This is a genomic window from Allobosea sp. Root381, from assembly GCF_001429395.1.
In the GTDB taxonomy this organism is placed as follows: domain Bacteria; phylum Pseudomonadota; class Alphaproteobacteria; order Rhizobiales; family Beijerinckiaceae; genus Allobosea.
Genome location: NZ_LMJT01000001.1, coordinates 112125 through 135727, shown reverse-complemented (window position 1 = coordinate 135727; position 23603 = coordinate 112125). Strand labels below are relative to the sequence as shown.

Annotated in this window: 22 protein-coding genes; 10 read left to right on the top strand and 12 right to left on the bottom strand. The window is 65.6% G+C overall.

Annotated elements, in window-relative coordinates; translation table 11 throughout:
* Nucleotides 1-13: 13 nt before the first annotated feature.
* A complete protein-coding gene (gene ureG, locus ASE63_RS00665; RefSeq protein WP_056795000.1) occupies nucleotides 14-646 on the top strand; it encodes an urease accessory protein UreG in 633 nt (210 codons plus the stop codon).
* A 125-nt stretch (nucleotides 647-771) separates the two neighbouring features.
* On the opposite strand, the gene uxuA is transcribed toward ureG, so the two are convergent.
* Nucleotides 772-1968: a mannonate dehydratase gene (gene uxuA, locus ASE63_RS00660; RefSeq protein WP_056794998.1), complete on the bottom strand. Its 1197-nt coding sequence runs from the start codon at nucleotides 1966-1968 to the stop codon at nucleotides 772-774.
* A 78-nt stretch (nucleotides 1969-2046) separates the two neighbouring features.
* Nucleotides 2047-2742 (bottom strand): GntR family transcriptional regulator, encoded by a 696-nt coding sequence (locus tag ASE63_RS00655; protein WP_056794995.1) that lies wholly within the window; start codon nucleotides 2740-2742, stop codon nucleotides 2047-2049.
* A gap of 153 nt (nucleotides 2743-2895) precedes the next feature.
* On the opposite strand from ASE63_RS00655, the gene ASE63_RS00650 reads away from it, so the two are divergent.
* The 5 genes from ASE63_RS00650 to ASE63_RS00630 all read left to right on the top strand — a co-directional run bounded on the left by ASE63_RS00650 (nucleotide 2896) and on the right by ASE63_RS00630 (nucleotide 8120).
* A complete protein-coding gene (locus ASE63_RS00650; protein WP_056794993.1) occupies nucleotides 2896-4083 on the top strand; it encodes an extracellular solute-binding protein in 1188 nt (395 codons plus the stop codon).
* A gap of 89 nt (nucleotides 4084-4172) precedes the next feature.
* Entirely contained in the window at nucleotides 4173-5240 is a 1068-nt protein-coding gene (locus ASE63_RS00645) for an ABC transporter ATP-binding protein (RefSeq protein ID WP_056796478.1), read from the top strand.
* Entirely contained in the window at nucleotides 5237-6127 is an 891-nt protein-coding gene (locus tag ASE63_RS00640) for a sugar ABC transporter permease (RefSeq protein ID WP_056794990.1), read from the top strand. The genes ASE63_RS00645 and ASE63_RS00640 overlap by 4 nt, the downstream gene beginning before the upstream one ends.
* A gap of 4 nt (nucleotides 6128-6131) precedes the next feature.
* Complete coding sequence (locus ASE63_RS00635; RefSeq protein ID WP_056794989.1) at nucleotides 6132-6962, top strand: ABC transporter permease subunit; 831 nt, start codon at nucleotides 6132-6134, stop codon at nucleotides 6960-6962.
* Nucleotides 6963-7085: 123 nt separating this feature from the next.
* Entirely contained in the window at nucleotides 7086-8120 is a 1035-nt protein-coding gene (locus tag ASE63_RS00630; RefSeq protein WP_056794986.1) for a DNA topoisomerase IB, read from the top strand.
* Nucleotides 8121-8136: 16 nt separating this feature from the next.
* Here the strand turns inward: ASE63_RS00630 and ASE63_RS00625 are convergent, their stop codons facing one another.
* Nucleotides 8137-9456 (bottom strand): NAD(P)/FAD-dependent oxidoreductase, encoded by a 1320-nt coding sequence (locus tag ASE63_RS00625; RefSeq protein WP_056794984.1) that lies wholly within the window; start codon nucleotides 9454-9456, stop codon nucleotides 8137-8139.
* A gap of 136 nt (nucleotides 9457-9592) precedes the next feature.
* On the opposite strand from ASE63_RS00625, the gene dusA reads away from it, so the two are divergent.
* Both dusA and fdhD read left to right on the top strand, forming a co-directional pair.
* Nucleotides 9593-10597 (top strand): tRNA dihydrouridine(20/20a) synthase DusA, encoded by a 1005-nt coding sequence (gene dusA, locus ASE63_RS00620; protein ID WP_082609538.1) that lies wholly within the window; start codon nucleotides 9593-9595, stop codon nucleotides 10595-10597.
* A 314-nt stretch (nucleotides 10598-10911) separates the two neighbouring features.
* Nucleotides 10912-11652 (top strand): formate dehydrogenase accessory sulfurtransferase FdhD, encoded by a 741-nt coding sequence (fdhD, locus tag ASE63_RS00615; protein WP_056794982.1) that lies wholly within the window; start codon nucleotides 10912-10914, stop codon nucleotides 11650-11652.
* Between the two features lie 136 nt (nucleotides 11653-11788).
* On the opposite strand, the gene ASE63_RS00610 is transcribed toward fdhD, so the two are convergent.
* The 5 genes from ASE63_RS00610 to coxB form a co-directional block, all read right to left on the bottom strand.
* Nucleotides 11789-12604 (bottom strand): formate/nitrite transporter family protein, encoded by an 816-nt coding sequence (locus ASE63_RS00610; RefSeq protein ID WP_082609536.1) that lies wholly within the window; start codon nucleotides 12602-12604, stop codon nucleotides 11789-11791.
* Nucleotides 12605-12619: 15 nt separating this feature from the next.
* Nucleotides 12620-14902 (bottom strand): FdhF/YdeP family oxidoreductase, encoded by a 2283-nt coding sequence (locus tag ASE63_RS00605; RefSeq protein ID WP_056794981.1) that lies wholly within the window; start codon nucleotides 14900-14902, stop codon nucleotides 12620-12622.
* 280 nt (nucleotides 14903-15182) lie between these two features.
* Entirely contained in the window at nucleotides 15183-15509 is a 327-nt protein-coding gene (locus ASE63_RS00600; protein WP_056794978.1) for a hypothetical protein, read from the bottom strand.
* Entirely contained in the window at nucleotides 15497-17998 is a 2502-nt protein-coding gene (ctaD, locus tag ASE63_RS00595; RefSeq protein ID WP_056794976.1) for a cytochrome c oxidase subunit I, read from the bottom strand. Before ctaD ends, ASE63_RS00600 begins: the two co-directional genes overlap by 13 nt.
* The gene (gene coxB, locus ASE63_RS00590; RefSeq protein ID WP_082609612.1) at nucleotides 17995-18711 is read right to left on the bottom strand and encodes a cytochrome c oxidase subunit II; all 717 of its coding nucleotides are present in this window, start codon (nucleotides 18709-18711) and stop codon (nucleotides 17995-17997) included. Before coxB ends, ctaD begins: the two co-directional genes overlap by 4 nt.
* On the opposite strand from coxB, the gene ASE63_RS00585 reads away from it, so the two are divergent.
* Nucleotides 18658-19176, top strand: coding sequence for a DUF2231 domain-containing protein (locus ASE63_RS00585; protein WP_056794972.1), 519 nt, complete (start codon nucleotides 18658-18660; stop codon nucleotides 19174-19176). The genes coxB and ASE63_RS00585 overlap by 54 nt on opposite strands.
* On the opposite strand, the gene ASE63_RS00580 is transcribed toward ASE63_RS00585, so the two are convergent.
* The 3 genes from ASE63_RS00580 to ASE63_RS00570 all read right to left on the bottom strand — a co-directional run bounded on the left by ASE63_RS00580 (nucleotide 19143) and on the right by ASE63_RS00570 (nucleotide 21482).
* The gene (locus ASE63_RS00580) at nucleotides 19143-19637 is read right to left on the bottom strand and encodes a CopD family protein (protein WP_056794971.1); all 495 of its coding nucleotides are present in this window, start codon (nucleotides 19635-19637) and stop codon (nucleotides 19143-19145) included. The two genes, ASE63_RS00585 and ASE63_RS00580, sit on opposite strands and share 34 nt — an antisense overlap.
* A complete protein-coding gene (locus tag ASE63_RS00575; protein WP_200962507.1) occupies nucleotides 19634-20272 on the bottom strand; it encodes a cytochrome c oxidase assembly protein in 639 nt (212 codons plus the stop codon). The genes ASE63_RS00580 and ASE63_RS00575 overlap by 4 nt, the downstream gene beginning before the upstream one ends.
* 691 nt (nucleotides 20273-20963) lie before the next feature.
* Nucleotides 20964-21482, bottom strand: coding sequence for a hypothetical protein (locus ASE63_RS00570; RefSeq protein ID WP_156410130.1), 519 nt, complete (start codon nucleotides 21480-21482; stop codon nucleotides 20964-20966).
* A gap of 304 nt (nucleotides 21483-21786) precedes the next feature.
* Between ASE63_RS00570 and ASE63_RS00565 the strand changes: the two genes are divergently transcribed.
* Entirely contained in the window at nucleotides 21787-23316 is a 1530-nt protein-coding gene (locus tag ASE63_RS00565) for a PAS domain-containing protein (RefSeq protein ID WP_082609534.1), read from the top strand.
* Nucleotides 23317-23346: 30 nt separating this feature from the next.
* Here ASE63_RS00565 and ASE63_RS00560 read toward each other — a convergent pair whose 3' ends face one another.
* Nucleotides 23347-23592, bottom strand: a complete 246-nt coding sequence (locus ASE63_RS00560) for a hypothetical protein (protein WP_056794965.1) — start codon at nucleotides 23590-23592, stop codon at nucleotides 23347-23349.
* Nucleotides 23593-23603: the final 11 nt, after the last annotated feature.

Below are 23603 nucleotides of genomic sequence, written 5' to 3'. Positions count from 1 at the left end.
AGGAAACCTGAACATGCCGCGCTCCCCCCATGGTCCGCTCCGCGTCGGAATCGGAGGCCCCGTCGGCTCCGGCAAGACGGCGCTGATGGAGGTGCTCTGCAAGCGCATGCGCGGCACATACGACCTCTGCGCCATCACCAATGACATCTACACCAAGGAGGATGCTCGCCTTTTGACGGTGGCGGGGGCGCTTCCGCAGGAGCGCATCATGGGCGTCGAGACCGGCGGCTGCCCCCATACTGCCATCCGCGAGGACTGCTCGATCAACCTCGCGGCCGTCGAGGACATGCGGGCCAAGTTCCCGAACCTCGACCTGATCCTGATCGAATCCGGCGGCGACAATCTCGCTGCCACCTTCTCGCCTGAGCTCGCCGACCTGACGATCTACGTCATCGATGTGGCCGCCGGGGAGAAGATCCCGCGCAAGGGCGGCCCCGGCATCACGCGCTCGGACCTGCTGGTCATCAACAAGACCGATCTTGCCCCGCATGTGGGTGCGGACCTCGCGGTCATGGACCGGGATTCGAAGGCGATGCGCGGCAAACGCCCCTTCGTCTTCACCAACACCAAGGCAGGCGAGGGCGTCGACGCGGTGGTGGACTTCATCGAGACGGCCGGCGGGCTGCGGGCCGCGCCGGCGGCGTAAGAAACAACAGCCGTTTCGTCATTGCGAGCGTAGCGAAGCAATCCAGTAAGGCGTAGGGCGCTGCCGCCCCTGGATTGCTTCGCTACGCTCGCAATGACCGGAGCGGTGATGCGTTTGCCGGAAGCCTAAGCCCCGTAGCCGCGCAGCGAACTGACAGCCGTCATCACACCGCGCAGCTCCGCCAAGCCGCGCAGGCGGCCGACCGCGGGGTAGCCAGGGAAGCTGCCCTTGCCGACATCGTCGAGCAGCTCATGGCCATGGTCCGGCCGCATCGGGATCTGCCAATGAGGAGAGCCCGCCGCCTTGCGACGCTGTTCCTCGGCGAGCAACACCTCGATCAGAGCCACCATATCGGTGTCGCCGCCGAGATGCTCCGCCTCCATGAAGGAGCCGTCTTCATCCTTGGCGACGTTGCGCAGATGCGCGAACCAGATCCGATCGGCGAAGCGCCGCGCGATGCCGGGCACGTCGTTCCCGGGATTGGCGCCGAGCGAACCTGAGCACAGGGTCAGCCCGTTCGAGGGTGAATCCACCGCGCCGAGGATGAAGGCGATGTCCTCCTCGTTCGAGCAGATCCGGGGCAGGCCGAAGAGCGGGCGCGGCGGGTCGTCCGGATGGATGCACATCCGGATTCCGACTTCTTCGGCCGTCGGGATCACGGCTTCGAGGAAGCGCTTGAGATTGGCGCGCAGGCCGTCATGGCTCATGCCGCGATAGCGCTCCAGCATGCTCTTGAGGCCGGGCACGTCGTAGCGGTCATAGGCGCCCGGCAGTCCGGCCATGATGTTGGCGAGCAGCCTGTCGCGGTCGGCCTGCGAGGAGCGCTCGAACCATTCACTGGCCCGATCCATGACCTCGGCCGAATGGCCCTCCGCGGCGCCGGGCCGCTGCAGCATGAAATGGTCGAAGGCGACATATTCGTGGATGTTGAAGCGCAGCGCCGTGCCGCCGCCGGGCAGGGGGTAGGCGAGCTGCGTGCGCGTCCAGTCCAGCACCGGCATGAAGTTGTAGCAGACCACCTGGAGCCCGCAGGCGGCGAGATTGCGCAGCGATTGTCGGTAATTCGCGAAGATCGGCTCGAGATCACCTTCGCCGATCTTGACCGTCTCGTGGATCGGCAGGCTCTCGACCACGTTCCAGTGCAGGCCGAGGCTGGCGTCATCGGCGATGATCGCCTTGCGCGCCTCGATCTCCGCGACGCTCCAGACCACGCCATAGGGGATCTGGTGGAGCGCGTTGACGATGCCGCGCGCTCCGGCCTGCCGCGCCTGGGCGAGCGTCACCACGTCGTCGGGGCCGAACCAGCGCCAGCTTTGTTCCATCAGAGAGATCCGTTCCTTGGAGGCGGGGCCTCTTCGCGAGGCTTCGATTTGCTTTGAACAGGGGGCGAGCCGGGCGGCTCAGTCGAGGCGGGCGGGGGAGGCGGTTCCGGCGAAGGCGTCGACATGGTCGCGGGCGATCGTCTCGATCGCGTCGAAGACCGTGCGCAGATGCGCCCGCATCGCCGCTTCCGCCCGCGCCTCGTCGCCCCTCACCACGCAGTCCTTGATCTCGCGGTGCTGCTCGAGGATCATCCTCGGCCAGGAGGCGCTTTCCAGCGACAGGCAGCGCACGCGGTCGAGCTGCGCCTTCACCCCTTCGATCAGGCTCCAGACCGAAGGATGGCCGGCAAGCCGCGCGAGTTCGGCATGGAAGGCTTCGTCATGGCGGAAGAAGCTGGGGTGGTCGTTCGCTGCGAGATCGCGCTCCTGCTGGCGGACATTCTCCTCGAGCGCCGCCTTGCCCGCAGCATCGGCGTGCCGGGCGGCGAGCGCGACCGTTCGACATTCGAGCGTCTCGCGCACGAACTGGCTGTCATGCACCGCGGCGAGATCGATCGGGGCCACAAATGTGCCGACCTGCGGTACCACCATCAGGAAGCCTTCCTCGACAAGGCGCTTGAAAGCCTCGCGCACGGGCGTGCGGCTGACCCCGAAATGGGCGGCCATCCGCGCCTCCGACATCGCTTCCCCGGGGCGCAGCGCCGCAGCGAGGATGTCGCCGCGTAACGCCCGGTGGATCTGGTCGGTGCTTTGTCGTGCTGCAGGGATGCCCATTGCCAAGTCCTGGTCGACTAGTATACTAGGATACCGATTAATCCGGGGCCGCGTCAATCGCGCGAGTTACGGAACTGTTGAGGCGGCGTTCCGAAAGGAGCCGGCGGCTCGATCAACAACAAGGGCGCAAACGCCACATCGGAGGAAGAGATCATGGTCCAGAGCAAAATCAATCGGCGTGTCTTCATCGGTGGTGTCGCTGGCCTCGCAGGCGCGGCACATGTGCCTGCCTTCGCCCAGCAACTCAAGCTGCCGACATCCCCGGTGGTCCTCTCGATCGTCGACGTCGCCGGCAATCTCGCGCTGACGCAGAAGGCGATCGAGAACTACCGCAAGGCCAAGCCGAACCTCGTCTCGCGCATCGTCTTCACCAAGGCGCCGTCGCCCGAGCTGCCCGGCAAGATCAAGGCGCAACAGGCTGCCAACCGCGTCGATATCGACATGGTGCTGACCGGCAACGACGCGCTGGCCGCCGGCGTCGAGCAGAAGCTCTGGGTCCCGCTGCTGCCCCAGCATGCTGCCTCCCTGCCGAAGCTCGACGAGATCTATCTCGAAGGCGCCGCCAAGATGCAGGCGCTGGCGAGCGGGCAGGGCGTCGTCGTGACCTATTACCCTTCCGGCCCGCTGCTCGAATACATGCCGGCCAAGGTCAAGACCGTGCCGACAACGGCCGAGGAGCTGCTGACCTGGACGCGCGAGAACAAGCGCCGCTTCATCTATCCGCGCCCGGCCAATTCCGGCCCCGGCCGCACCTTCATGATGGGGCTGCCGTACCTGCTCGGCGACACCGATCCGAAGGACCCGGTCAAGGGTTGGGACAAGACCTGGGCCTATCTCAAGGCGCTCGGCGAGAACATCGAATACTATCCCGGCGGCACTGGCGCGGTGATGAAGGAGCTCGGCGACGGCTCCCGCGACATGACCGTCACGACCACCGGCTGGGACATCAATCCGCGCGTCCTCGGCGTCGTGCCGAAAGAGGCGAAGATCGCTGCGCTGAAGGGATTCCACTGGGTCACGGACGCGCACTACATGTGCATCCCCAGCGGCGTCTCGGACGAGAAGCTCGCCGTCCTGCTCGACCTGATGAGCTTCCTCCTCACCAAGGAGCAGCAGGCCTACACCTATGACGAAGGCTATTTCTATCCGGGCCCGGCCGTGAAGGGCGTGACGCTCGACATGGCCCCGCCGGAAAGCCAGGCCGCGATCAAGGAGTTCGGCCGGCCCGAATACGAGAAGCTGATCGCAGACAACCCGCTCGAGACGCCGCTCGACCCCGACAAGATGGTCGTCGCGTTCCGCATGTGGGACGAGCAGGTCGGCGGCGCCAAGCGCAAATAAGGCGGCACGCGTGACAAAACCGGCGGCGGCCGTCAGCGGCCGTCGCCGACCGGACCTTGATCGAGATCTCAGCAACGGTAGCCATGACGATTCACGCAGCCTCCTTCAACGAGCTCCGGCTCGACCGCCTGAGCCGTGATTTCGGCACTCACAATGCCTTGAAGGACGTCTCGCTGACGATCGGCAAGGGTGAGTTCATCGCCCTTCTCGGGCCTTCCGGCTGCGGCAAGTCGACGACGCTGAACATCATCGCCGGCCTCCTGCCCGCCACGGGCGGCGGCATCTGGCTGGACGACAAGCGCATCGACCCGCTCCGGCCGGAAGAGCGCGGCTTCGGCATGGTCTTCCAGAACTACGCGCTCTTCCCGCATATGAGCGTGACCAAGAACATCGGCTTCGGCCTCAAGATGCGCGGCACGCCCAGGGCCGAGATCGAGCGCCGCGTCGCCGAGGTGGTAGGGCTGGTGCGGCTGCAGGGGCAGACCGAGAAGCTGCCCGGCCAGCTCTCCGGCGGCCAGCAGCAGCGCGTCGCGATTGCGCGCGCCATCGTGGTGGAGCCGCCGCTGGTCTTGATGGACGAGCCGCTCTCGAACCTCGACGCCAAGCTGCGCCTCGAGATGCGGGCGGAGATCCGTCGCATCCACAACACCCTCGGAGCGACCACGATCTACGTGACCCACGACCAGGAGGAGGCGCTGTCGCTCGCCGACCGCATCGTGGTGATGCGCGACGGCCAGGTGCGCCAGGTCGGCTCTCCGGAAGACCTGTTCTCCCGGCCGGACCATCTCGACGTCGCCGAGTTCATGGGCTTCCGCAACAAGGTCGCAGGCCGTGCCGTCTCGGCAGCCGGGGAGCATGCGACGGTCGCGATCGGCGATGCCGCCGTGGTTGGCCGCACCCGCAACGCCATCGTGCCGGGGGGCGCAGCCCATATCGCGATCCGCCCGGAAGACCTGCACCCGGTGGCGGCCGGAAGCGCCGGGCTGAAGGCCCAGGTGATCTCGACCGAGTTCCGCGGCCGCGAATTCGTCGGCTTCGCTCGCATGGCCGATGGCACCGACCTGTCCTTCCTCGCCCATGACAAGCTCACGCCGGGCTCGCAGGTCACGCTGGCGGCGGAACCTGATCGCGTCCTCGTCTATGGGGATGCGGCGTGACCGGCTCCGCTCCCGCGATCCCGCTGAGCCAGAGGCTCGCCGCGCGTGGCCTCGACGGACTGACCCTGCTGGTCCTGCCCGCGGTCTTCTTCTCGCTCGCGCTGTTCATCTACCCGTTCTTCTACGGGCTGTTCCTGTCCTTCACGCCGAAGGCGGGGGGCGTATTCGCCAATTACCAGCGCTTCTTCTCGGATTCGTTTCTCTACGGCACGATCGCGACGACCCTTTGGCTCGCCTTGCCTGTCACGATCATGACGCTGCTGATGGCGATCCCGATCGCCTTCCGCGTGCGCACGATGAAGCACCAGCGCCTGCTGACGACGATCCTTGTCATCCCGATCACGCTCGGCACGGTGCTCGTCGCGCAGGGGCTGTTGAACTATCTGGGCCCGCAGGGCTGGTTCAACCGCACGCTGATCACCATCGGCCTGATCGACACCCCCGTTAAGCTCTTGCACAATTACTGGGGCGTGATGATCTCGCTGGTCATCACCGGCTTCCCCTTCACCTTCCTGTTGACGCTGTCCTATCTCTCGGGCGTCGATCCGGCGCTTGAGCAGGCGGGTGCGACGCTCGGCGCCGGTCCCTGGCAGCGCTTCAAGCATATCCTGCTGCCGCTGCTGCTGCCGGGCCTCGCCATCACCTTCTGTCTCTCCTTCGTGCAGGCCTTCTCGGTCTTTCCCTCTGCCGTCCTGCTGGGCGCGCCGGCCGGGCCGACGCGGGTGATCTCGATCGCCGCCTATCAGGCTGCCTTCGAGGAGTACGATTATTCGATGGCCTCGGCGGTTGCGATGATCATGGGCGTCGTCCAGCTCTCGATCGTCGTCGCCGTACTGGCCGCGCGCGGCCTTTTGTATCGCGGCCCTGCCGGCGGCGGAAAGGGCTGATCCGATGGTCAAGGACAACCGCCTCTCGGCCCGGCTCTGGGCCTTCGCCAACTGGGCCGTGATCGCCTTCTTCATCCTGAACCTGTTCGGGATGATCGCGACCGTGGTGACCAGCTCCTTCGCCACGCGCTGGCTCGGCACCTGGCTGCCGGCCGGCTGGACGACGCGCTGGTACTCCTCGGCCTGGGCCGAGTTCCAGCTCTACGACGTGCTCTCCGTCACCTTCCAGATCGTCTTTCTCGTGGTCTTTCTGTCGGGGCTGATCGGCGTGCCGGCGGCCTATGCACTGGCGCGGCGGGACTTTCCCGGCAAGAAGCTGATCATGCTGCTCTTCCTGCTGCCGCTGTTGGTGCCGCCGATCACCTTCGGCATCCCGCTGGCGACGGTGCTCTACAGGGCAGGGCTCGCCGGGCAGATGTCAGGCGTGGTGCTGGCCAATCTGGTGCCGACGGTGCCCTTCGTCATCCTGGTGATGATCCCCTTCATCGAGCAGATCGACACCAAGATCGAGGCCGCCGCGCGCGTCTTCGGCGCCAACACCTTCAAGCTCTTCATCTATATCCTGCTGCCCTTGCTCGCTCCGGGCATCCTGGCGGCGCTTCTGCTGGTGCTGGTCCGCACCATCGCGATGTTCGAGCTGACCTTCCTCACCGCCGGCCCGACCAGCCAGACGCTGGTTGTCGCGCTCTACTATGCGGTGTTCGCGGCAGGCGTGCGCGCGGTGCAGTCGATCGACGCGATGGCGGTGATCTACATGGTCACGACGCTGGTCTGGCTCCTGATTGCCCTGCGCTTCGTCAACCCCACGCAGATCGTGGCGCGCGCCAAGCGCTGAAGCATCAGCCCGTAAAGCGTCGCAAAGAAACGCGGCCCCGTCCGGAACAGGACGGGGCCGTTCGCGATTGAATCCGGCAGCGCCGGTCGGGTTGGACCGATCCGCGCACCGGGAGCAGCCATCATGGCGCGGGTGATCTTCGACGAAACCGATCCGGGGCCGGCGCCGAGCGGGCGGCGCCTCAAGCACAGCTCGGCAGCCAGGCTGACCATAACCCGCCGCCGGGCCGGAAAGGGCTTCACCTATCTCGATGGCGAGGGCCACCGGATCACCGAGGCGGCAACGCTGAAGCGCATCCGCTCTCTCGCCATCCCGCCGGCCTATGTCGATGTCAGAATCGCGGCCGATCCGCGCGCCCATCTCCAGGCTGTCGGGCATGACGAGGCTGGCCGCATCCAGCATCGCTACCATCCCGACTGGGAGAAGGTCCGCGAGCGCCGCAAGCTCTCTCGCCTGAAGCGCCTGCTCGACGCCTTGCCGAAACTGCGGGCAGCCATCGCGCGGGACCTGAAGGATCGGCGCCTGAGCCGCGACAAGGCTCTGGCCTGCGCCGGGGCGATTATCGATCGCTGCCATATCCGAGTCGGCAACGAGAGCTATGCGCGTGAGAACGGCAGCTACGGCGCCTCGACGCTGCTCAAGCGCCATGTCTCCATCACCGGTTCCCGGGTCTGTCTGGCCTTCAAAGGCAAGAGCGGCAAGCAGATCAGCTGCGCCGCGGAGGATCCGGCGCTCGCGCGCGCGCTCACCCGGATCATGACGCTGCCCGGCCGGCGGCTGCTGCATTACCGTCGCGAGGACGGTTCGGTCGGAGAGGTGAGGGCGGGCGACATAAACGATTATCTCAAGCGCGTCAGCGGACTTCCGATCAGCAGCAAGGATCTGCGCATGCTCGCCGCCAATGCCGCCGCGGCCGAATTGCTGCTCGCGGGCGAGGTCGTCGTCACCGAAACCGGCAAGAAGCGCCAGCTCGCCGACATCATGCGCGCCATCTCGGAACGGCTGGTCAACACTCCGGCCGTCGTGCGCAAGAGCTATGTCCACCAGATCGTGCTGAACGCTTATGCCAGCGGCCGCCTCAAGCGCTGCTACGACAAGGCCAGAAGCCGGGGTGCCTGCTCGCGCATCGAGCGCACTCTCGGCCTCCTCGCGGCCTAAGGCGACTCGCCCCGGCTCAGGCCGGAGGCCGGTCAGGGTCCGGCGGCCGCGCCGACGCGTCGGTCCATTTCCGCCCCTGCGTGATCAGCCTTGCGCTGTGCTGTCCGGAGGCGAAGGTCCAGAACCAGCTCCAGGCCACCGCGACGCGGCTGCGCGCGCCGATCAGGAAGAAGATGTGGGCGATGCCCCAGAACCACCAGGCGATCCAGCCGCGCAACTGTAGCCAGCCGAAATCCACCACCGCCGCGCTCTTGCCGATCGTCGCCAGATTGCCCTGGTGGCGGTAGCGGAATGGGGAAGGCGCTGGCTTGCCGGCAAGCCTCGCCCGGATGACCTGCGCGACATGGGCGCCTTGCTGCTTGGCCGCCGGCGCGATGCCGGGCACCGGCTTGCCGTTGGGTGTCGTCACCGCGGCGGTGTCGCCGACAATGAAGATCTCGGGATGGCCCGGTGCATTCAGCTGCCCATCGACCAGCGCGCGCCCGGCCTTGTCGGCTCCGATATCCAGCCATTCCGCGGCTGGAGATGCGGCGACGCCCGCAGCCCAGATGATCGTTCGGCAGGCGACGAATTCCTCGCCGATCGTCACCCCCTCCTCGGCGATCTCCGAGACCGGCTTGCCGAGCAACACCTCGACCCCAAGCTTGGCGAGCGCCTGCTTCGCATAGGCCGAAAGCGGCTCGGGAAAGGCGGGAAGCACGCGTGCCCCGGCCTCGATCAGCAGGATCCGGGCCCCACGCGTATCGATCCGGCGGAATTCCTGCCACAGGATCTGCTTGGCGAGCTCGGCGATGATGCCGGCGAGCTCGACGCCGGTCGGCCCGGCGCCGATGACCGCGAAGGTCAGCAATGCGCGCCGCGCCTCGGGGTCGGTCTCGCGTTCGGCCCGTTCGAAGGCGAGCAGCATTCTGCGGCGGATCGTCGTCGCGTCCTCGAGCGTCTTGAGGCCGGGCGCATGCGGCTCCCACTCGTCATGGCCGAAATAGGAATGCCGCGCCCCGGTCGCGAGCACCAGGGTGTCGTAGCCGACGCTCGAGCCGTCTTCGAGCAGCACGCGCCGGCCGGCCTTGTCGACGCCGGTGACCTCTCCAAGCAGCGTCGTGACGTCTGCCCGTTCGCGGAACAGCCGCCGGATCGGCCAGGCGATCTCGGAGGCAGCGAGGATCGTGGTCGCCACCTGGTAGAGCAGCGGCTGGAAGAGATGGTGGTTGCGCTGGTCGATCAGCGTGATCCGCAGAGTCGCACCCTTGAGGTCGTGCACCAGCTGCAGGCCGCCGAAGCCCGCGCCGACAACGACCAGATGCGGCGCTTCGCGGGAGTGCTGGGTCTCGGCCATGGTGTGCTGCGTCCCTGCTCGTCGGCTCGGCCACCAGGCCGCGCGCTTCGAAACTGGCCCTCACCTCGGGCCGGCGCAACCCGGGCAGGCTCGGGGCAGGGATGCGCGAAGCGGCTTTTTGAGCTAGTCAGCAGCGATGTCTGCCCTTTCGCCCGAACTGATGCGCTTTTCCGTCGCGCCGATGATGGACTGGACCGATAGCGCCTGTCGCGTCGTCCACCGCCTGATGTCGCGCCGTGCCCGGCTCTATACGGAGATGGTGACGGCGCAGGCCGTGATCCGCGGCGATCGGCAGCGGCTGATCGGCTTCGACGCGATGGAACACCCGATCGCGCTTCAGCTCGGCGGCAACGATCCGCAACTCCTGGCCGAGGCCGCACGGATCGGCGCCGATTTCGGCTATGACGAGATCAACCTCAATTGCGGCTGCCCGTCCGACCGCGTCCAGGGCGGGGCCTTCGGCGCCTGCCTGATGCGCGAGCCGGCGCTGGTCGGTGATTGCGTTGCGGCGATGAAGGCGGCCGTCTCGATCCCGGTCACGGTGAAATGCCGCATCGGGGTCGACGACCAGGACCCCGAGGCCGCGCTCGATGCCCTGACAGCTGCGGTGCGGCAGGCCGGCGTCGATGCGCTGATCGTCCACGCCCGCAAGGCCTGGCTGCAGGGCCTCTCGCCCAAGGAAAACCGCGAAATCCCGCCGCTCGACTATGAGCGCGCCTATCGCCTCAAGGCCGCCAATCCGGAGCTGGTCGTCGCGATCAATGGCGGCATCCGTGCGCCTGAGGAATGGGATGCCCATCTCGCCCGGCTCGATGGCGTCATGATCGGCCGTGAGGCCTATCAGAACCCCGAGATCCTGCTCCGGGTCGATCCGCTGCTGTTCGGAGAGGAAGCGCCGGTCGCCAACGCCTTCGCCATGCTGGAGGCGCTCGAGCCGCATCTGGCGAAGCATCTCGAAGCCGGCGGGCGGCTGCATGCCTTCACGCGCCATCTCGTCGGGCTCTTCCCGGGGCGGCCGGGCGCGCGCCAGTTCCGCCGTCATCTGGCCGAGCATTGCGTCGCGGCCGGAGCCGGGATCGCCGATCTGCGCGCCGCGGTCGCGCATGTCGCGCGCCATGATGGCGCCCGCGCGGCCGCCTAATCGAAGCTCTACGCGATGATAAAGGCGACGCTGATGGCCATTGCTGGCCGGGACGGCGAGAGCCGAGTACGCGGTCTGACGATTGCTCCGGCATAGGCGTTTGGCCGCGGCAACTGCGAAGAGGACCGAACCTTCCGAGCTTCCAAGCGTTTCTGCAGCTTAGAGGCATGGAAAGCAAATCGCTATGACAACGGTGGCTCCCGACTTGCGCATTGGTCTCGTTGAGCCCGAATATTATGGGTCCTAGACCCCTCTCCGGAGCGACTTCGCGTTCCGTCGGCGCTCTGGCATTTTCGTTCGCCGATGAAAGTGCAATGGCTTTTGCCTCGGAAGTCGCGATCGAGATCCCGATCAGCATTCGTTACTGCTCGTTGCCGCATGCGGTGATGATGGGAACGCCGGCGGATCTTGAGGATTTTGCCGTAGGCTTCAGCCTCAGCGAGGGGATCATCGAAACGCCTGCCGATATTCGCCATCTCGAAGTCAGCATGGATGCGACAGAAGCGACGATCGATATCGGCTTGATACCTGACGTCCTGCGCCGGAAGCTCGCCCGCAAGCGCAGCCTGTCGGGTCGTTCCTCTTGCGGTGTCTGCGGAATAGAGGACTCCAAGCATCTTGAGATTGCCCGGCCGTCGGTTGCGGAGCCAGGCAGGCCGATCGAACCCCGCGCGATCGCGGCCGGATTGGCCGATTTGCGGCGGTTCCAACCTCTGCATGGCCGGACGCGATGCGTCCATGGCGCTGCCTGGTGCGATATCTCCGGGGCGATCCAGATCGCCCGCGAAGATGTTGGCCGTCACAACGCCTTGGACAAGCTGATCGGCGCCACCCTGCATGCCGGTCTTGACATTTCCCGAGGCTTTATCCTGGTTACGAGCCGCGCATCCTTCGAGATGGTCGAGAAGGCAGCCGTTTTGGGGGCGCATACGCTCGCCGCGGTGTCAGCTCCGACGTCCCTCGCGATTTCGCGCGCCGAGAAGCTGGGGCTGACTTTGGTGACTACCGCCCGTGCGGAGAGTTGCGTCGTCCACGCCGGCCGTCTCGCGCAGTGATCTCGCATCCATTGCTCCGGGCGGCGCGCTTAGCTGTGCTCTCGCCCCTTGCCGAACTTGGGCGTAGCAATGTCGTCACGAGACCATCGCGACAAGCAGCTCCAGCACGCGTGGCGTGTTACACGGGGCCTTGGGATCAACCACCCTTGTGCTTGGTGGCTCCGTACACCGTCCAATAGGCAACGGCGACGAATGCGCCGCCCATGATGTTGCCGATCGTCGCCGGAACCAGGTTTCCGAGGATGCCAGCAAAGGTCAGTTGGCCGGCCGCGCCTTCGGTTACGCCCTGCACCATGAGGGCATATGGCAAAAGATACATGTTCGCGACCGAGTGCTCGAGCCCTGCCGCCACGAAGGCCGCGACCGGCAGCGTCAGTCCAGCGAGCTTCTGGCTGGTGGTTTGGCCTGCATAGGCCGACCAGACGGCAAGGCAGACCAGCATATTGGCCAGGATGCCGCTGGCCAGTATGTTCATAAAGCTGCCCTCAGTCTTGGTGAGGCCGAGTTCTAGAGCCGCGCGGCCGAACGCACCGTCGTTCGCGCCATGCACGCCGGCACCTAGCACAAGCCCTGCAAGAAGCAGGGAACCGACGAAATTGGCGGCATAGACGACCGCCAACGCTTTCACCGCCTGGAACGCGGTGATTTTTCGCGCCAGGACTGCCCCGGTCATCATCGTGTTTCCGGTGAAAAGCTCCGCCCCGGCAATGATCACCAGGCCGAGGCCGGTCGCGAAAACCAGCCCCGCCAGCACTTGGCCAACACCATATGGTAGCGCATCGGCTCCGGTCAGCGCCACGGTCGCGAACAATCCGCCGATACCGATGTAGATGCCGGCGAGCATGCCTAACAGGAACATGGAAGACGTCGGCAGAGTCGCCTTTTCCCGCAGCGCGAGGAAGACCGTCTTTTGCAGCTCGGCCGCTTCCGGCATCGTTGCCCGGTCAGACATTACATAACTCCGCGGTCATTCGGCGGTGACGGTGACCGGCACCGACTTCGCTGCGGGAGTCTTGCTCTCCTCGGCGAACTGCCAGAGCGGAATCAGGACGTTGCACTCCGGGAAATAGGCTGCGCAGGTTCCTGGCGGGATGTCGTAGTCGATGACCTCGAGCCCGCCGATGCTCCGCACGATGCCGTCGTTCACCGCGGTGGTAAGGCGTGCCTTGCCCTTGTCGGGGATGCCGAAGCGGATCCGGTCGTCGCGGTTCATCATCACGATCAGGCGCGAGCCGTGGATTCCGCGCAACCGGTCCGCATAGCCGTATACCGTGGTGTTGAACTGGTCGTTGGAGCGCAGCGTGATCAGCCGCAGCACGTTGGCGTCGCGGCCGTCATCGAAGCTCGCGGACAACGCCTTCGGCACCTTGAAGTTGGCCTTTCCTGTGTCGGTCTCCCATTTGCGCTCCCGCGCGGCGACAGGGCGCGGGAAACCGCCCGGCGTGTCGAGGCGCTGGTTGAAGTCGCGGAACTGGTCCGGGTAGGTCTGCTCGATCGCATCCCGCACCATGGCGTAATCCGCGACCCATTCGTCCCATGGCACCTTCGGGTTCGGCGTGAGTGCGGCCTTGGCCAGTTCGGCGACGATCCTCGGTTCGGAAAGCAAGGTTTTGCTCGCCGGAGCCCATTTGCCGCGCGAGGCATGGATGCAGGTGGTGGAATCCTCCATGGTCACGATCTGCTCGCCGCCGGCCTGTTCGTCGATCTCGGACCGGACCAGTGTGGGGAGGAGATAGGTGGTCGCGCCCGTGATCAGATGCGACCTGTTGAGTTTGGTCGCGATCTGGACGGAGAGGTCGAGCCCCCGCCACTTCTCCTCCATCAGCTCGCGTTCCGGGATCGCGCGGATGAAGTTGCCGCCGAGCCCCAGGAACGCCTGGACCTTGCCGGCGACGATCGCCTCGCAGGCTTCGACGGTCGCCATGCCGTCCTCCTGTGGCGGCTCGAAGCCGAACTGCTCGGCCAGTTTGTCGAGCGGTACGAGCTCGACCTTCTCGGCGATTCCGACCGTGCGCTGACCCTGGACGTTGGAGTGCCCTCGCACGGGGCAGATGCCAGCGCCCGGATTGCCGATCTGCCCGCGCATCAGCAGCAGGTTGACCAGCATCTGGACGTTGTCGACGCCGCGGCGATGCTGGGTCAGGCCCATTCCGTAGACGGCGATGATCGAGGTCGCGTTGGCGAAGGTTTGGGCGGCAGCCTCGATCGCCGCGCGAGTCAGGCCGGACTCATCGGTGATCTCTGCCCAGCTCGTTCCACGCAGCTTCGTCTCCAGCGCCGCGAAGCCCTCGGTATGCTCGGCGATGAAGGCCGCATCGAGCACGCGCTCGCCGCCTTCGCTGCGGGCGGCGTCGTCAAGGGCGAGCAGCGCCTTGCCGATCCCGATCATCGCCGCGATGTCGCCGCCGGCGCGCACCTGATAATACTGTGTCGCGATCTGCGTCGGGTTGTTGGTCAGCATCTCGCCGACCCGCTGGGGATTGACGAATTCTTCCCAGCCGCGCTCGCGCAACGGGTTGAACACGACGATCGGCACGTCGCGCTCTCGCGCTTCCTGCAGGCTGTGCAGCAGCCGCGGCGAGTTCGTCCCGACGTTCTGCCCGAACGCGAATATGCAATCCGTCTTGTCGAAGTCCTCGAGCAGCACCGTGCCGACCGGCGTGCCGATGCTCTGCGGCAAGGCCACGGACGTCGTCTCGTGGCACATATTCGAGCTGTCGGGCAGGTTGTTGTGCCCGTAGAGACGGGCGAAAAGCGCGTACATATAGGAGGTTTCGAGCGAGGCGCGGCCCGAAGCGTAGAATACGGTGCGTTTCGGTTCGTAGCCCTTGAGCTTCGTTCCGATATCCGCGAACGCTTCCTCCCAGGCCACCTCGACATATTTGTCGCTGGAGGCGTCGTATCGCATCGGGTGCGTCAGGCGGCCCTGGTTCTCGAGTTCGAAATCCGACCAGTTCATCAGTTCGGACACGGTGTGCTGGGCGAAGAAGTCCGGGCCGGTGCGCTTGGAGGTGAGGTCCCAGAAGGTCGCCTTGGCGCCGTTCTCGCAAAACTCCGCCGCATGCGGCTCGCCCGGCTTGGCCCAGGCACAGCTGGTGCACATGTAGCCGCCGACCTTGTTGTGATGGCGCAGCAGCCCGGTGACGCTGCCGACGGCATGCTGCTCGGTGGAATGCTTGACCAGCGATGCGACGGAGCCCCAGCCCCCGGTCGGCTGGTCGTACTCTTCGTGCCGCGATCGGCGGGCCATGGCGTTTCTCCCTCGTTCTGCGTGAGCGTTCTCTCTCCGAAACAAGCCGCCTGGACCTATAAAGTTCCTGGTGTGGCGAAAGTGTCGCGATGCATAGTTGATGATGAGAGCGCGAATTGACGATGCGCCGTTGGATCAGCGCGAGCGCACATAGAAATTAATTGAAATCTGCGCGGCTTCTAATCTTGGTAATATTCGCGGTACCGATCGCTCTTCGACGCGCTGACGAGCAGATCGCTGTGCCCCGCGATGCCAGCGTCTATTGCGCCGGCTGGCGCCGCTAGACGCAATGGGCCGACAGCAGGACCGGCGCTCCGGTGAAGAACAGGCCGGCGAGACCCGCCCAGGCCGAGACCAGCTGCGTCCGGCTCAGCACGGTGTCGCCGTCGCGGGAATAGGCTCGCGTCGCCATGCGGACGATCCATCCCGCACTCCCGAGCAGGAGCAACCAGATGAATAGGAGACCAAGATTGAGCGCGGTGAAATATCCCGGCGGCTCCCCGCTGCCCCAGCCCAGCCCGCAGCCGAGCCCGTGGAGCGCATAGAGCAGCGAGAAGCCCGCTGCCCAGAGCAGTAGGCCGCCGAGGGTGCGCATCACCAGCGCCATGACGCGATCCCGGGCAGGCTGACGACGACCAGCATGATCAGATTGGCGACGACTGCGTAGCGCAGCCAGAGGTTCGCGATGCGCGGCTCCAGCAGGCGCGCCGGCGACACATAGCCCTGAAGCAGGCGACGCCACACGAAGGCGAGCATCACCAAAGCGATGACGAGGTGGACGCCGCCATAGGCAACGAGCACCCAGACGACGGCGCCATAGGCATGGATCCGGGGGGAGGGCAGTCCAAGCCAGCCGAATGCGATCAAGGCCGCCAGCGCTACCGTGACTGCGGCCAGCGCTATCCCGAGGCCGAGCCTTGCGCGTCGCGCCATCCCGGCCTGCATGGCGGCGAAGCCGGCGCGCTCCGCCCACCATGCGAGGAGGGTGGCGGCGACGAGCGTTCCGCCTGCCAGCAGCGAGGGCTCGACGAGGGAAGGTGGTGGCCAGCCCGGCGCGACCGTCGCCAGGAAGGCGTAGCCGAACAGCAGCGACATGAAGAAGGTCGCATCCGCCGTCAGCGCGAAGACGCTGCCCCACCAGCCGGGCGCTTCCTTCATCTCGTGATGGGCGGGAGCCCGCTCGCCGCGCCCGGCATCGATGGGGCCCAGATCGGCGCGGCTGCCGAGCGAGCCGGCCCAGTGCCAGGCCAGGACGATCACAGCGATCAGCGCGACCGGAGCGAGCCAGTAGAACCCGAACAGCATCGCCAGGAAGAAGCAGCCGGTCACGGCGGCGGTGACGATCGGCAGCCAGGAATTGCCCGGCAGCACGACGATCTCGCTCAACCGCCCCGACGCAATCGCGACGCCGGTCGTCTCGCGCAGGCCGGACCGGACGCGCCCGAGATAGCCGTCGCCGACCGCGAGCGCCGCGGCAAGATCGTGGCGCCGGTCGAGCGGGTCGGACGTCTCGACCTGCGGCAGGCTCGCGAGATTGTAGCTCGGCACCGGGGTCGGCAGCGCCCATTCGAGGGTGGACGCACGCCAGGGATTGCGCGGCGAGCGACGCCCGAAGGCCACGGCCAGCACGATGTCGATCAGGGCCGCGGCGAAGCCGATGGTCAGGACGAAGGAGCCGAGCGACGAGATCAGGTTCGGCCAGTCCCAGCCCATGCCGGCATCGTAGGTGTAGACGCGGCGCGGCATGCCGAGCAGGCCGGTGAGATGCATCACCAGGAAGGTCAGGTTGAAGCCGACGAAGGTCAGCCAGAAGCCGAGGCGTCCGAGCAGGGGATGCGACATCCGCCCCGTCAGCCGCGGCAGCCAGTAATAGAGGCCTGCCATCATCGGGAAGATGAAGCCACCGATCAGGACATAGTGGAGATGGGCGGTCACGAAGGCGGTGTCGTGGACCTGCCAGTTGAATGGCACCATGGCGAGCATCACGCCGGTCAGCCCGCCGAGCAGGAAGATGAAGAAGAAGCCCGAGATGTAGAGCATCGGCAGGCGCATCTGCGGCCGCCCAGCCCACATCGTCGCGAGCCAGGCGAAGATCTGCACCACGGTCGGCACCGCGACCAGCGCCGAGGCGGCCGAGAAGAAGGCGAGCGCCAGGTGAGGGATGCCCGTCGCGAACATGTGGTGGACCCACAGGCCGAAGCTGAAGAAGCCGAGCGCCAGGATCGAGCCGACGACCCAGCCATAGCCGATCAGCGGGTGCCGGACCATGACGGGCAGCACGGTCGAGACCACCCCGGCCGCGGGCAGGAAGATGATGTAGACCTCGGGGTGGCCGAACAGCCAGAACAGGTGCTGCCAGAGCAGCGGGTGCCCGCCGCGTGTCGGGTCGAAGAACGGCCAACCGAAGGCGCGCTCGACCTCGAGCAGGGTCGAGGCGAGGATCAGCGGCGGAAAGCCGATCACCATCATCAGCGCCGTGACGAGGATGTACCAGGCGAAGATCGGCATGCGCCCGAGCGACATCCCCGGCGCGCGCAGCTTCAGGATGCTGACGGTCAGCTCGATCGAGGCGCAGACCGCCGAGATCTCGACGAAGGTGATCCCCAGCAGCCAGACATCGGCGTTGATGCCGGGCGTATAGGTCTTCGATGCCAGCGGCGTATACATGAACCAGCCGCCATCGGGCGCGAGCCCGAGCACCATCGCGACGATCAGGATGAAGCCGCCGAAGAGATAGCACCACCAGCCGAAGGCCGAGAGACGCGGAAAGGCCAGGTCGCGCGAGCCGAGCAGCTTCGGCAGCATGTACATGGCGAGCCCCTCGAAGAAGGGGATCGCGAACATGAACATCATCAGGCTGCCATGCATGGTGAACAGCTGATTGAAGATCTCGGGCCCGACGAAGGCCGAGCGCGGCGTCGCCAGCTGCGCCCGGATCAGCATGGCGAGCACGCCGCCGATGGCGAAGTACACAGTTGCCGCGATCATGAAGCGCAGGCCGAGATCGCTGTGGTTGACGTTGGTCAGGATGCCTTTCCAGGTCCGGGGCGTGCGCCAGACCGCGTCGAGCTCGGCATGCAGTCTCAGCGCCTTCATGGCAGAACATCTTTGTCGTGGGCGGCCCAGCCATCGGCATCATGCGCGACGACGGAGAAGTTCATGGCGGTATGGCCGGTGCCGCAGAACTCGGCGCAGACGCCGTTGTATCGTCCCGGGATGTCGGCCCGGAGCAGGATGCGGTTGCGCATGCCGGGAATCGCATCGATCTTGCCGGCCAGGCGCGGCACCCAGAAGCTGTGGATCACGTCGCTGCTGGTGACGATCACCTCGACGGTCCGGCCGGCGGGAATGTGCAGGACATTCGGCCGCGTCACGGAACCTCGCCCCGTCTGGCGGGTAAACTGCCAGTGCCAGCGCTCCGCCCGCGCCTCGACGGTGAGGGAAGGGGAGGTGCGGGCGCCGGTGATGCGCTCCCCGAGCGCCACCCCGTAGACGGTGGCGATCGTGAGCAGGACGAGCGGGAAGACGAGGCCGCCGCCGATCAGGAACAGCCGCAGCCGGACCTTGCGGCTCCGGTCGCGGCGCCAGGCCAGGATGAAGATGCCGAAGATGACGATGAAAGACAGCGCCGACAGCCCGAGCAGCACGAGGAACAGCGTGACGATGCTGTCCGCAGCAGGTCCTGCCGGAGCCAGGGCCGAAAGCGGACCGCTGCAACCGCCAAGCACCGCGAAGAACCCGATGGGCAGCAGCCGATGAGCCGTGCCGACTCCGGCGAAGACGCCGGCCCGAACCTCGATCCGCTCCATGCGCCGAAGGTCTTCGACGACACCGACACGCGGATCGCGATCGCCGGCCATCCGCTTCACGCCATGCTGGTCGCGTTCCCGATCGCGCTGACGGTCTGCACGCTCGGCGCCGACCTGCTCTATTGGTGGACGGGCGATGGCTTCTGGGCGCGCGTCGGCCTGTGGGCGATCGGCACCGGCTTCCTGATGGGCCTGCTCGCCGGGCTGACAGGCACGGTGGAACTGCTGCTGGTTCCCGGAATCCGCTCGCGCCCCGCGAGCTGGACGCATTTCGTGATCGCGGTCGCGCTGCTGAGCATGCTCGGCGCCAATTTCGGGCTGCGCCTGTCGGGCTACGAGGACGCTGTCCTGCCGTTCGGCATTCTGCTTTCGGGCCTCTGTGTCGGTTTCACGGCGCTGACGGGCTGGCATGGCGGGAAGCTCGTCTTCGATTATCGGCTGGGCACGGGCGGTAGCGCGAGCTGACCGCCGACCGGCACGCGGAGCCAGTCGGGCATGATCTCGGGCCCGAGCGCGGGTTTGGCGAGGACGACGAACAGGATCGCGGCCATGGTCGACAGGCCGGCTGCGACCAGCACGGCGGGCGGCACCAGCGGGCGGACATAGCCCTCCTCTCCGAGGCGGGCGACGCAGTGGCCGATATAGGTATGCAGCACCACCATCATGCCGATCAGGCCGAGCTTGGCGAACATCCAGGGCTCGAACACCCATCGAGCGAAGAGCAGGGCGCCGCCCGCGACGGTCGTCACGACGGCAGCCGGGCTGACACCGAAATTATAGGCGTAATGCGCGAAGATGCGCATCCGCGACGCCTCGCCGGCGCGCACCGGGTTGTCGGCGCGCGCGAGCAGGAGCGGCAGGATCAGCAAGCCCGCGCACCACGTCGCCAGGCCGGCGATATGAATGAATTTCAGGCCGACGATCACGTCAGGGACGCTCTGGCGAAACCCCGGCGCGCCGCGAGGATGGCGAAGAGGCCGTAGACGAAGAAGGCGGGCACCCACATCAGCAGCCCACCCAACTGCTGGTCACTGAGCGGATCCAGCCCCCAGGACAGCGATGCAAGGCCGTGAACCTCATAGAGCGGGCGTGGGGCGAAGGTCAGCAGCGCGGCGAGGAGACCCATTTGCCCCGCGCCCGCACCAATGAGCATGATTGCGGAGAGCGGGGAGGCGACAGCCGACAGAACCGCTCGCCAGAACCAGACGAAGCTTGCCAGGAGACCGATCTGCAGAGCCCAGTATGCAGCATGATTTTCGTACGCGAGCGTGTAGAGGGCCGGCCAGTGCCACAACCAGAGCACGCCCGAAGAAGTCAGCAAAGCCGCAAGCCCGTAGGCACGGCCTCTTGCCGGAAAGGCCGCGGCTAGCAGCGGAGCAGCCACGGCGGCCAGCAGCAGATGATGGAAAGAACGAGCGGCGAAAAGCGCCGATCCGAGGGCGCAGAGCGGAGAAACGAATACGATCGCCACGACGGAACAACCGGCGATCCAATATGTCCGGCGAACGGAGCGCGGCATAAGCACTGCCGTCGCACAAGCGCAGGCGAGTGCTGCGATCAACAGCGGATCCGTGTTCCAGCTCGTCCAGATTTCGGAGGGGACGGGCGCTCGCCCACAATATGGAACCGCCTCCATGTGTCGCCTCAACCCTCGCTCAGCTCTACCAACGTATTCGATGGCTGTCTCGAGACATCACAGAACAACGTCAGCATCATCAGGATTGTTCCTGGTTTCCTAAGAATTTTGTGTCCCAGATTCAGATATGTCGGTCATCTCGTTCGGGCCGTCTGCGCTTAGTGTTTTTGGAGCTACGTATTCCCGGCCGATCGCTCAAGATATGACCTAAATAAGGGGTGCGCGCTATTCAGTGAGCGGAATGGAATTTAAATTCTTGATTTGGTGACCAGCTAACTGCTCCGCCCGCGAACGATGTGGCAGCCCATTAGTGTTTCAGATTGGGTTGATTTATGCTCCCTGCGCGACTGGTCTGCCGTGCAGTTGCTCCACAGCCCGCTACTCGCGCTCAAGCCCGGCGACGGTGACCGCGCCCGAAGATGCGATCGTAAGCCAGACGATCTCCGCTACCATCCCTGTCGCGGGCAGGAACCCCGTGGTCACTCCCGTCAGGCCCGTTACAAAAACCGTTGCCGCCACTACCATTTCGAGGCCCTCCGTTTGTACCTGAACGGAGATGAGCGGCAGTTGTTTCTTCCCGCGGCGCCTTGTCGCCCCGTGATGCTGGCTCGGCGGCTCAAGAGACGGCCTTCGACAGGTTCTCGGCAGCCGGCTGCGACGGTTCGTCGGTCGTGAGGGGCGCTCGGACTGGCATCCCTGCATCCATAATGGCGATCACCCGATCGATCTCCGGACCTTGCGCGCGAACTGAAAGAACGGACCGGCCGAGTTCGTGGTCGGCGGCAAAACTCTCCGCCTCTTGCTTTGGTACATCCGCGTCAATCAGAGCGCCGAGTACCCCGCCAGCCAAGGCACCCGCAGCAGCGCCAGAGAGGAACCACCCAGCGGCGAAAATCGGGCCTATACCTGGCACCAACAGTGCGCCGATCCCGAGAACGAGGCCAGTGGCTGCGCCGGTTGCCGCGCCCGCCGCCGCGCCGACAGCGGCATTTTCATCTCCGACGGCTTGCTGCCCGAGCAGCCCAATCCTGTCGGACGAAATCCCAGCCTCGGCCAAGCGCGCCATGACGTTGCGTGCGTCTTCGAAAGATCCATACGAGCGCGTAATGGTTGTGAGCTGCGGTGAATCGGTCATCGGGTGGCCCTCGCGTCGTTCGATCCTGAATTGCTAACCTGCTCGCGACATCATCGTTCCCGCATTTTGGGAACTCGCTCAGGGCCGGCAGATTCACCTGCGAAGGAGAATGTCCGAGTCGAACGGGGTGTTCGGCTGCAAGAGGCGGTAGAGCTTGCCGTCATGAACGACCGCGAGCGGCCGGCAGATTTCCTTCCCTTAGATCATGGCCTGCCATCGACCTCGCTTCACGCGAATAAAGGAACCAAACGATATGTCCCGCCATTACTTTAGGCCGAGGAGCATTTTAGGATTTTAGGATTGCATGAGCGTCGAGACCGAGCACGACCGTATCGACGCTGAGATCATCAAGGTCCAGAAGTCTACCGATCCGTTCGCAGCCGCGGTTCGCGCAACCCGGATGCCTATGCTGATTACGGACCCCAACCTTCCCGACAATCCGATCGTCTTCGCGAACGACGCGTTCCTGCGGCTGACGGGCTACTCACGCGAGGAAGTTGTCGGACACAACTGCCGCTTTCTCCAGGGTCCCAAGACGGACCCGGCCGACGTGAATAGGCTTAGGGACTCGATCGCCCGGCGAGCGCAGATCGAGATGGAACTCATCAATCACAGGAAGGACGGCACGCCGTTCCACAATCGCGTGCTGATTTCGCCCGTCTACGATGAAAACGGACACCTCTCCTACTTCTTCGCCTCTCAGTTCGACGTCACCCTCGAGCGCGACCGATTGGTCCGCCTTCAAAAGGAGCACGACAAGCTGGAGAAGGAGGTCGAGCGCCGGACCCGGGAGCTCCGCCAGTCGGAGGAGCAGCTCCGTTTCACGATGCGAGCGGCGAGGCTCGGGTCATGGACGCTCGATCTCGTCGACATGCGCCTGGCTTGCTCGGACATCTGCAAGCAAAACTTCGGCAGGAGCCCGGGCGAGCCGTTCACCTATGAAGATCTCGTCGCGTCGATCGTTCCGACCGAGCGCGAAGGGGTGCAGATTTCGGTGAAAGAGGCGGTCGAGGGCCACACCGACTACGAACATGAATACCGGATCGTCACGCCGTCCGGCGAGAGCCGCTGGATCATGGCGCGAGGTTGTCCGCATTACGGCGCCGACGACAGGCCGATCAGCATGTCGGGCGTCACGCTCGACATGACTGAGAACCGCCGAAACGAGGAACAGCGCTTGCTTCTGACCGCGGAGCTGAAGCATCGCGTCAAGAACTCGATGGCGACGATCCAGTCCATCGCAACGCAGACGATGCGCAACGCGACGTCGCTGAAGCAGGCGACTGAGGTGCTGACCGCGCGGATGCAATCGCTTGCTTCAGCGCACGACCTGCTGACGCGCGAGCAATGGCAGAGCGCGACGATCGCGGAAAGCGTGGCCATCGCCCTCGAATCGTTCGACGCGCCCGGTTCCAAGCGCTTCCAGGTTGGTGGCCCGCGGGTCAGTCTCGGGCCTCGTGCAGCCATGGCCATGGTGCTGGCCCTGCATGAACTCTGCACGAACGCGGTGAAGTACGGCGCCCTGTCAACGCCGTCGGGACATGTGACGATTGATTGGCTGGCCTCGAGGCACGGCGCCGATCAGATGATCGAGTTCCGTTGGCAGGAGGTCGGTGGCCCCGCCGTGACCGGCCGGCCGTCGCGCAGTGGATTTGGCACGCGCCTGATCGAGAAGGTCCTGGCGGCCGAACTGAACGGTCGCGGAAGGATTCAGTACCTGCCGTCCGGCCTCGTGTTCACCATCCTCGCGCCGCTGCCCGATCAGGACAAGATCAGCGGCACGCCGGACGATGAAGAAATCTTCCGGCGCAACATCGGCTCATTCGTCGACTGACCCGCCGTCACCATTCGGTCCAATGGCATATCAGGCCCGGCGGACGGCCATCCAATCGGCACGGTCTGCGTACTCGACTTCAAGGCGCGGCCGCTGACTGCCGTCCAGGACAAGACGCTCCGCATCCTTGCCCGTCAGGTCGAGCGCCAGTTGGAACTGCGTAGGGCGCTCCGTGAGCGCGACAAGGCCACGGAGCAGCAGGACGTCCTTAACAAGGCGATCCTGCAGCGCATGAAGAACACGCTGGCGATGGTGCAGGCCGTTGCAGGTCACCACGCCCTGGAGGA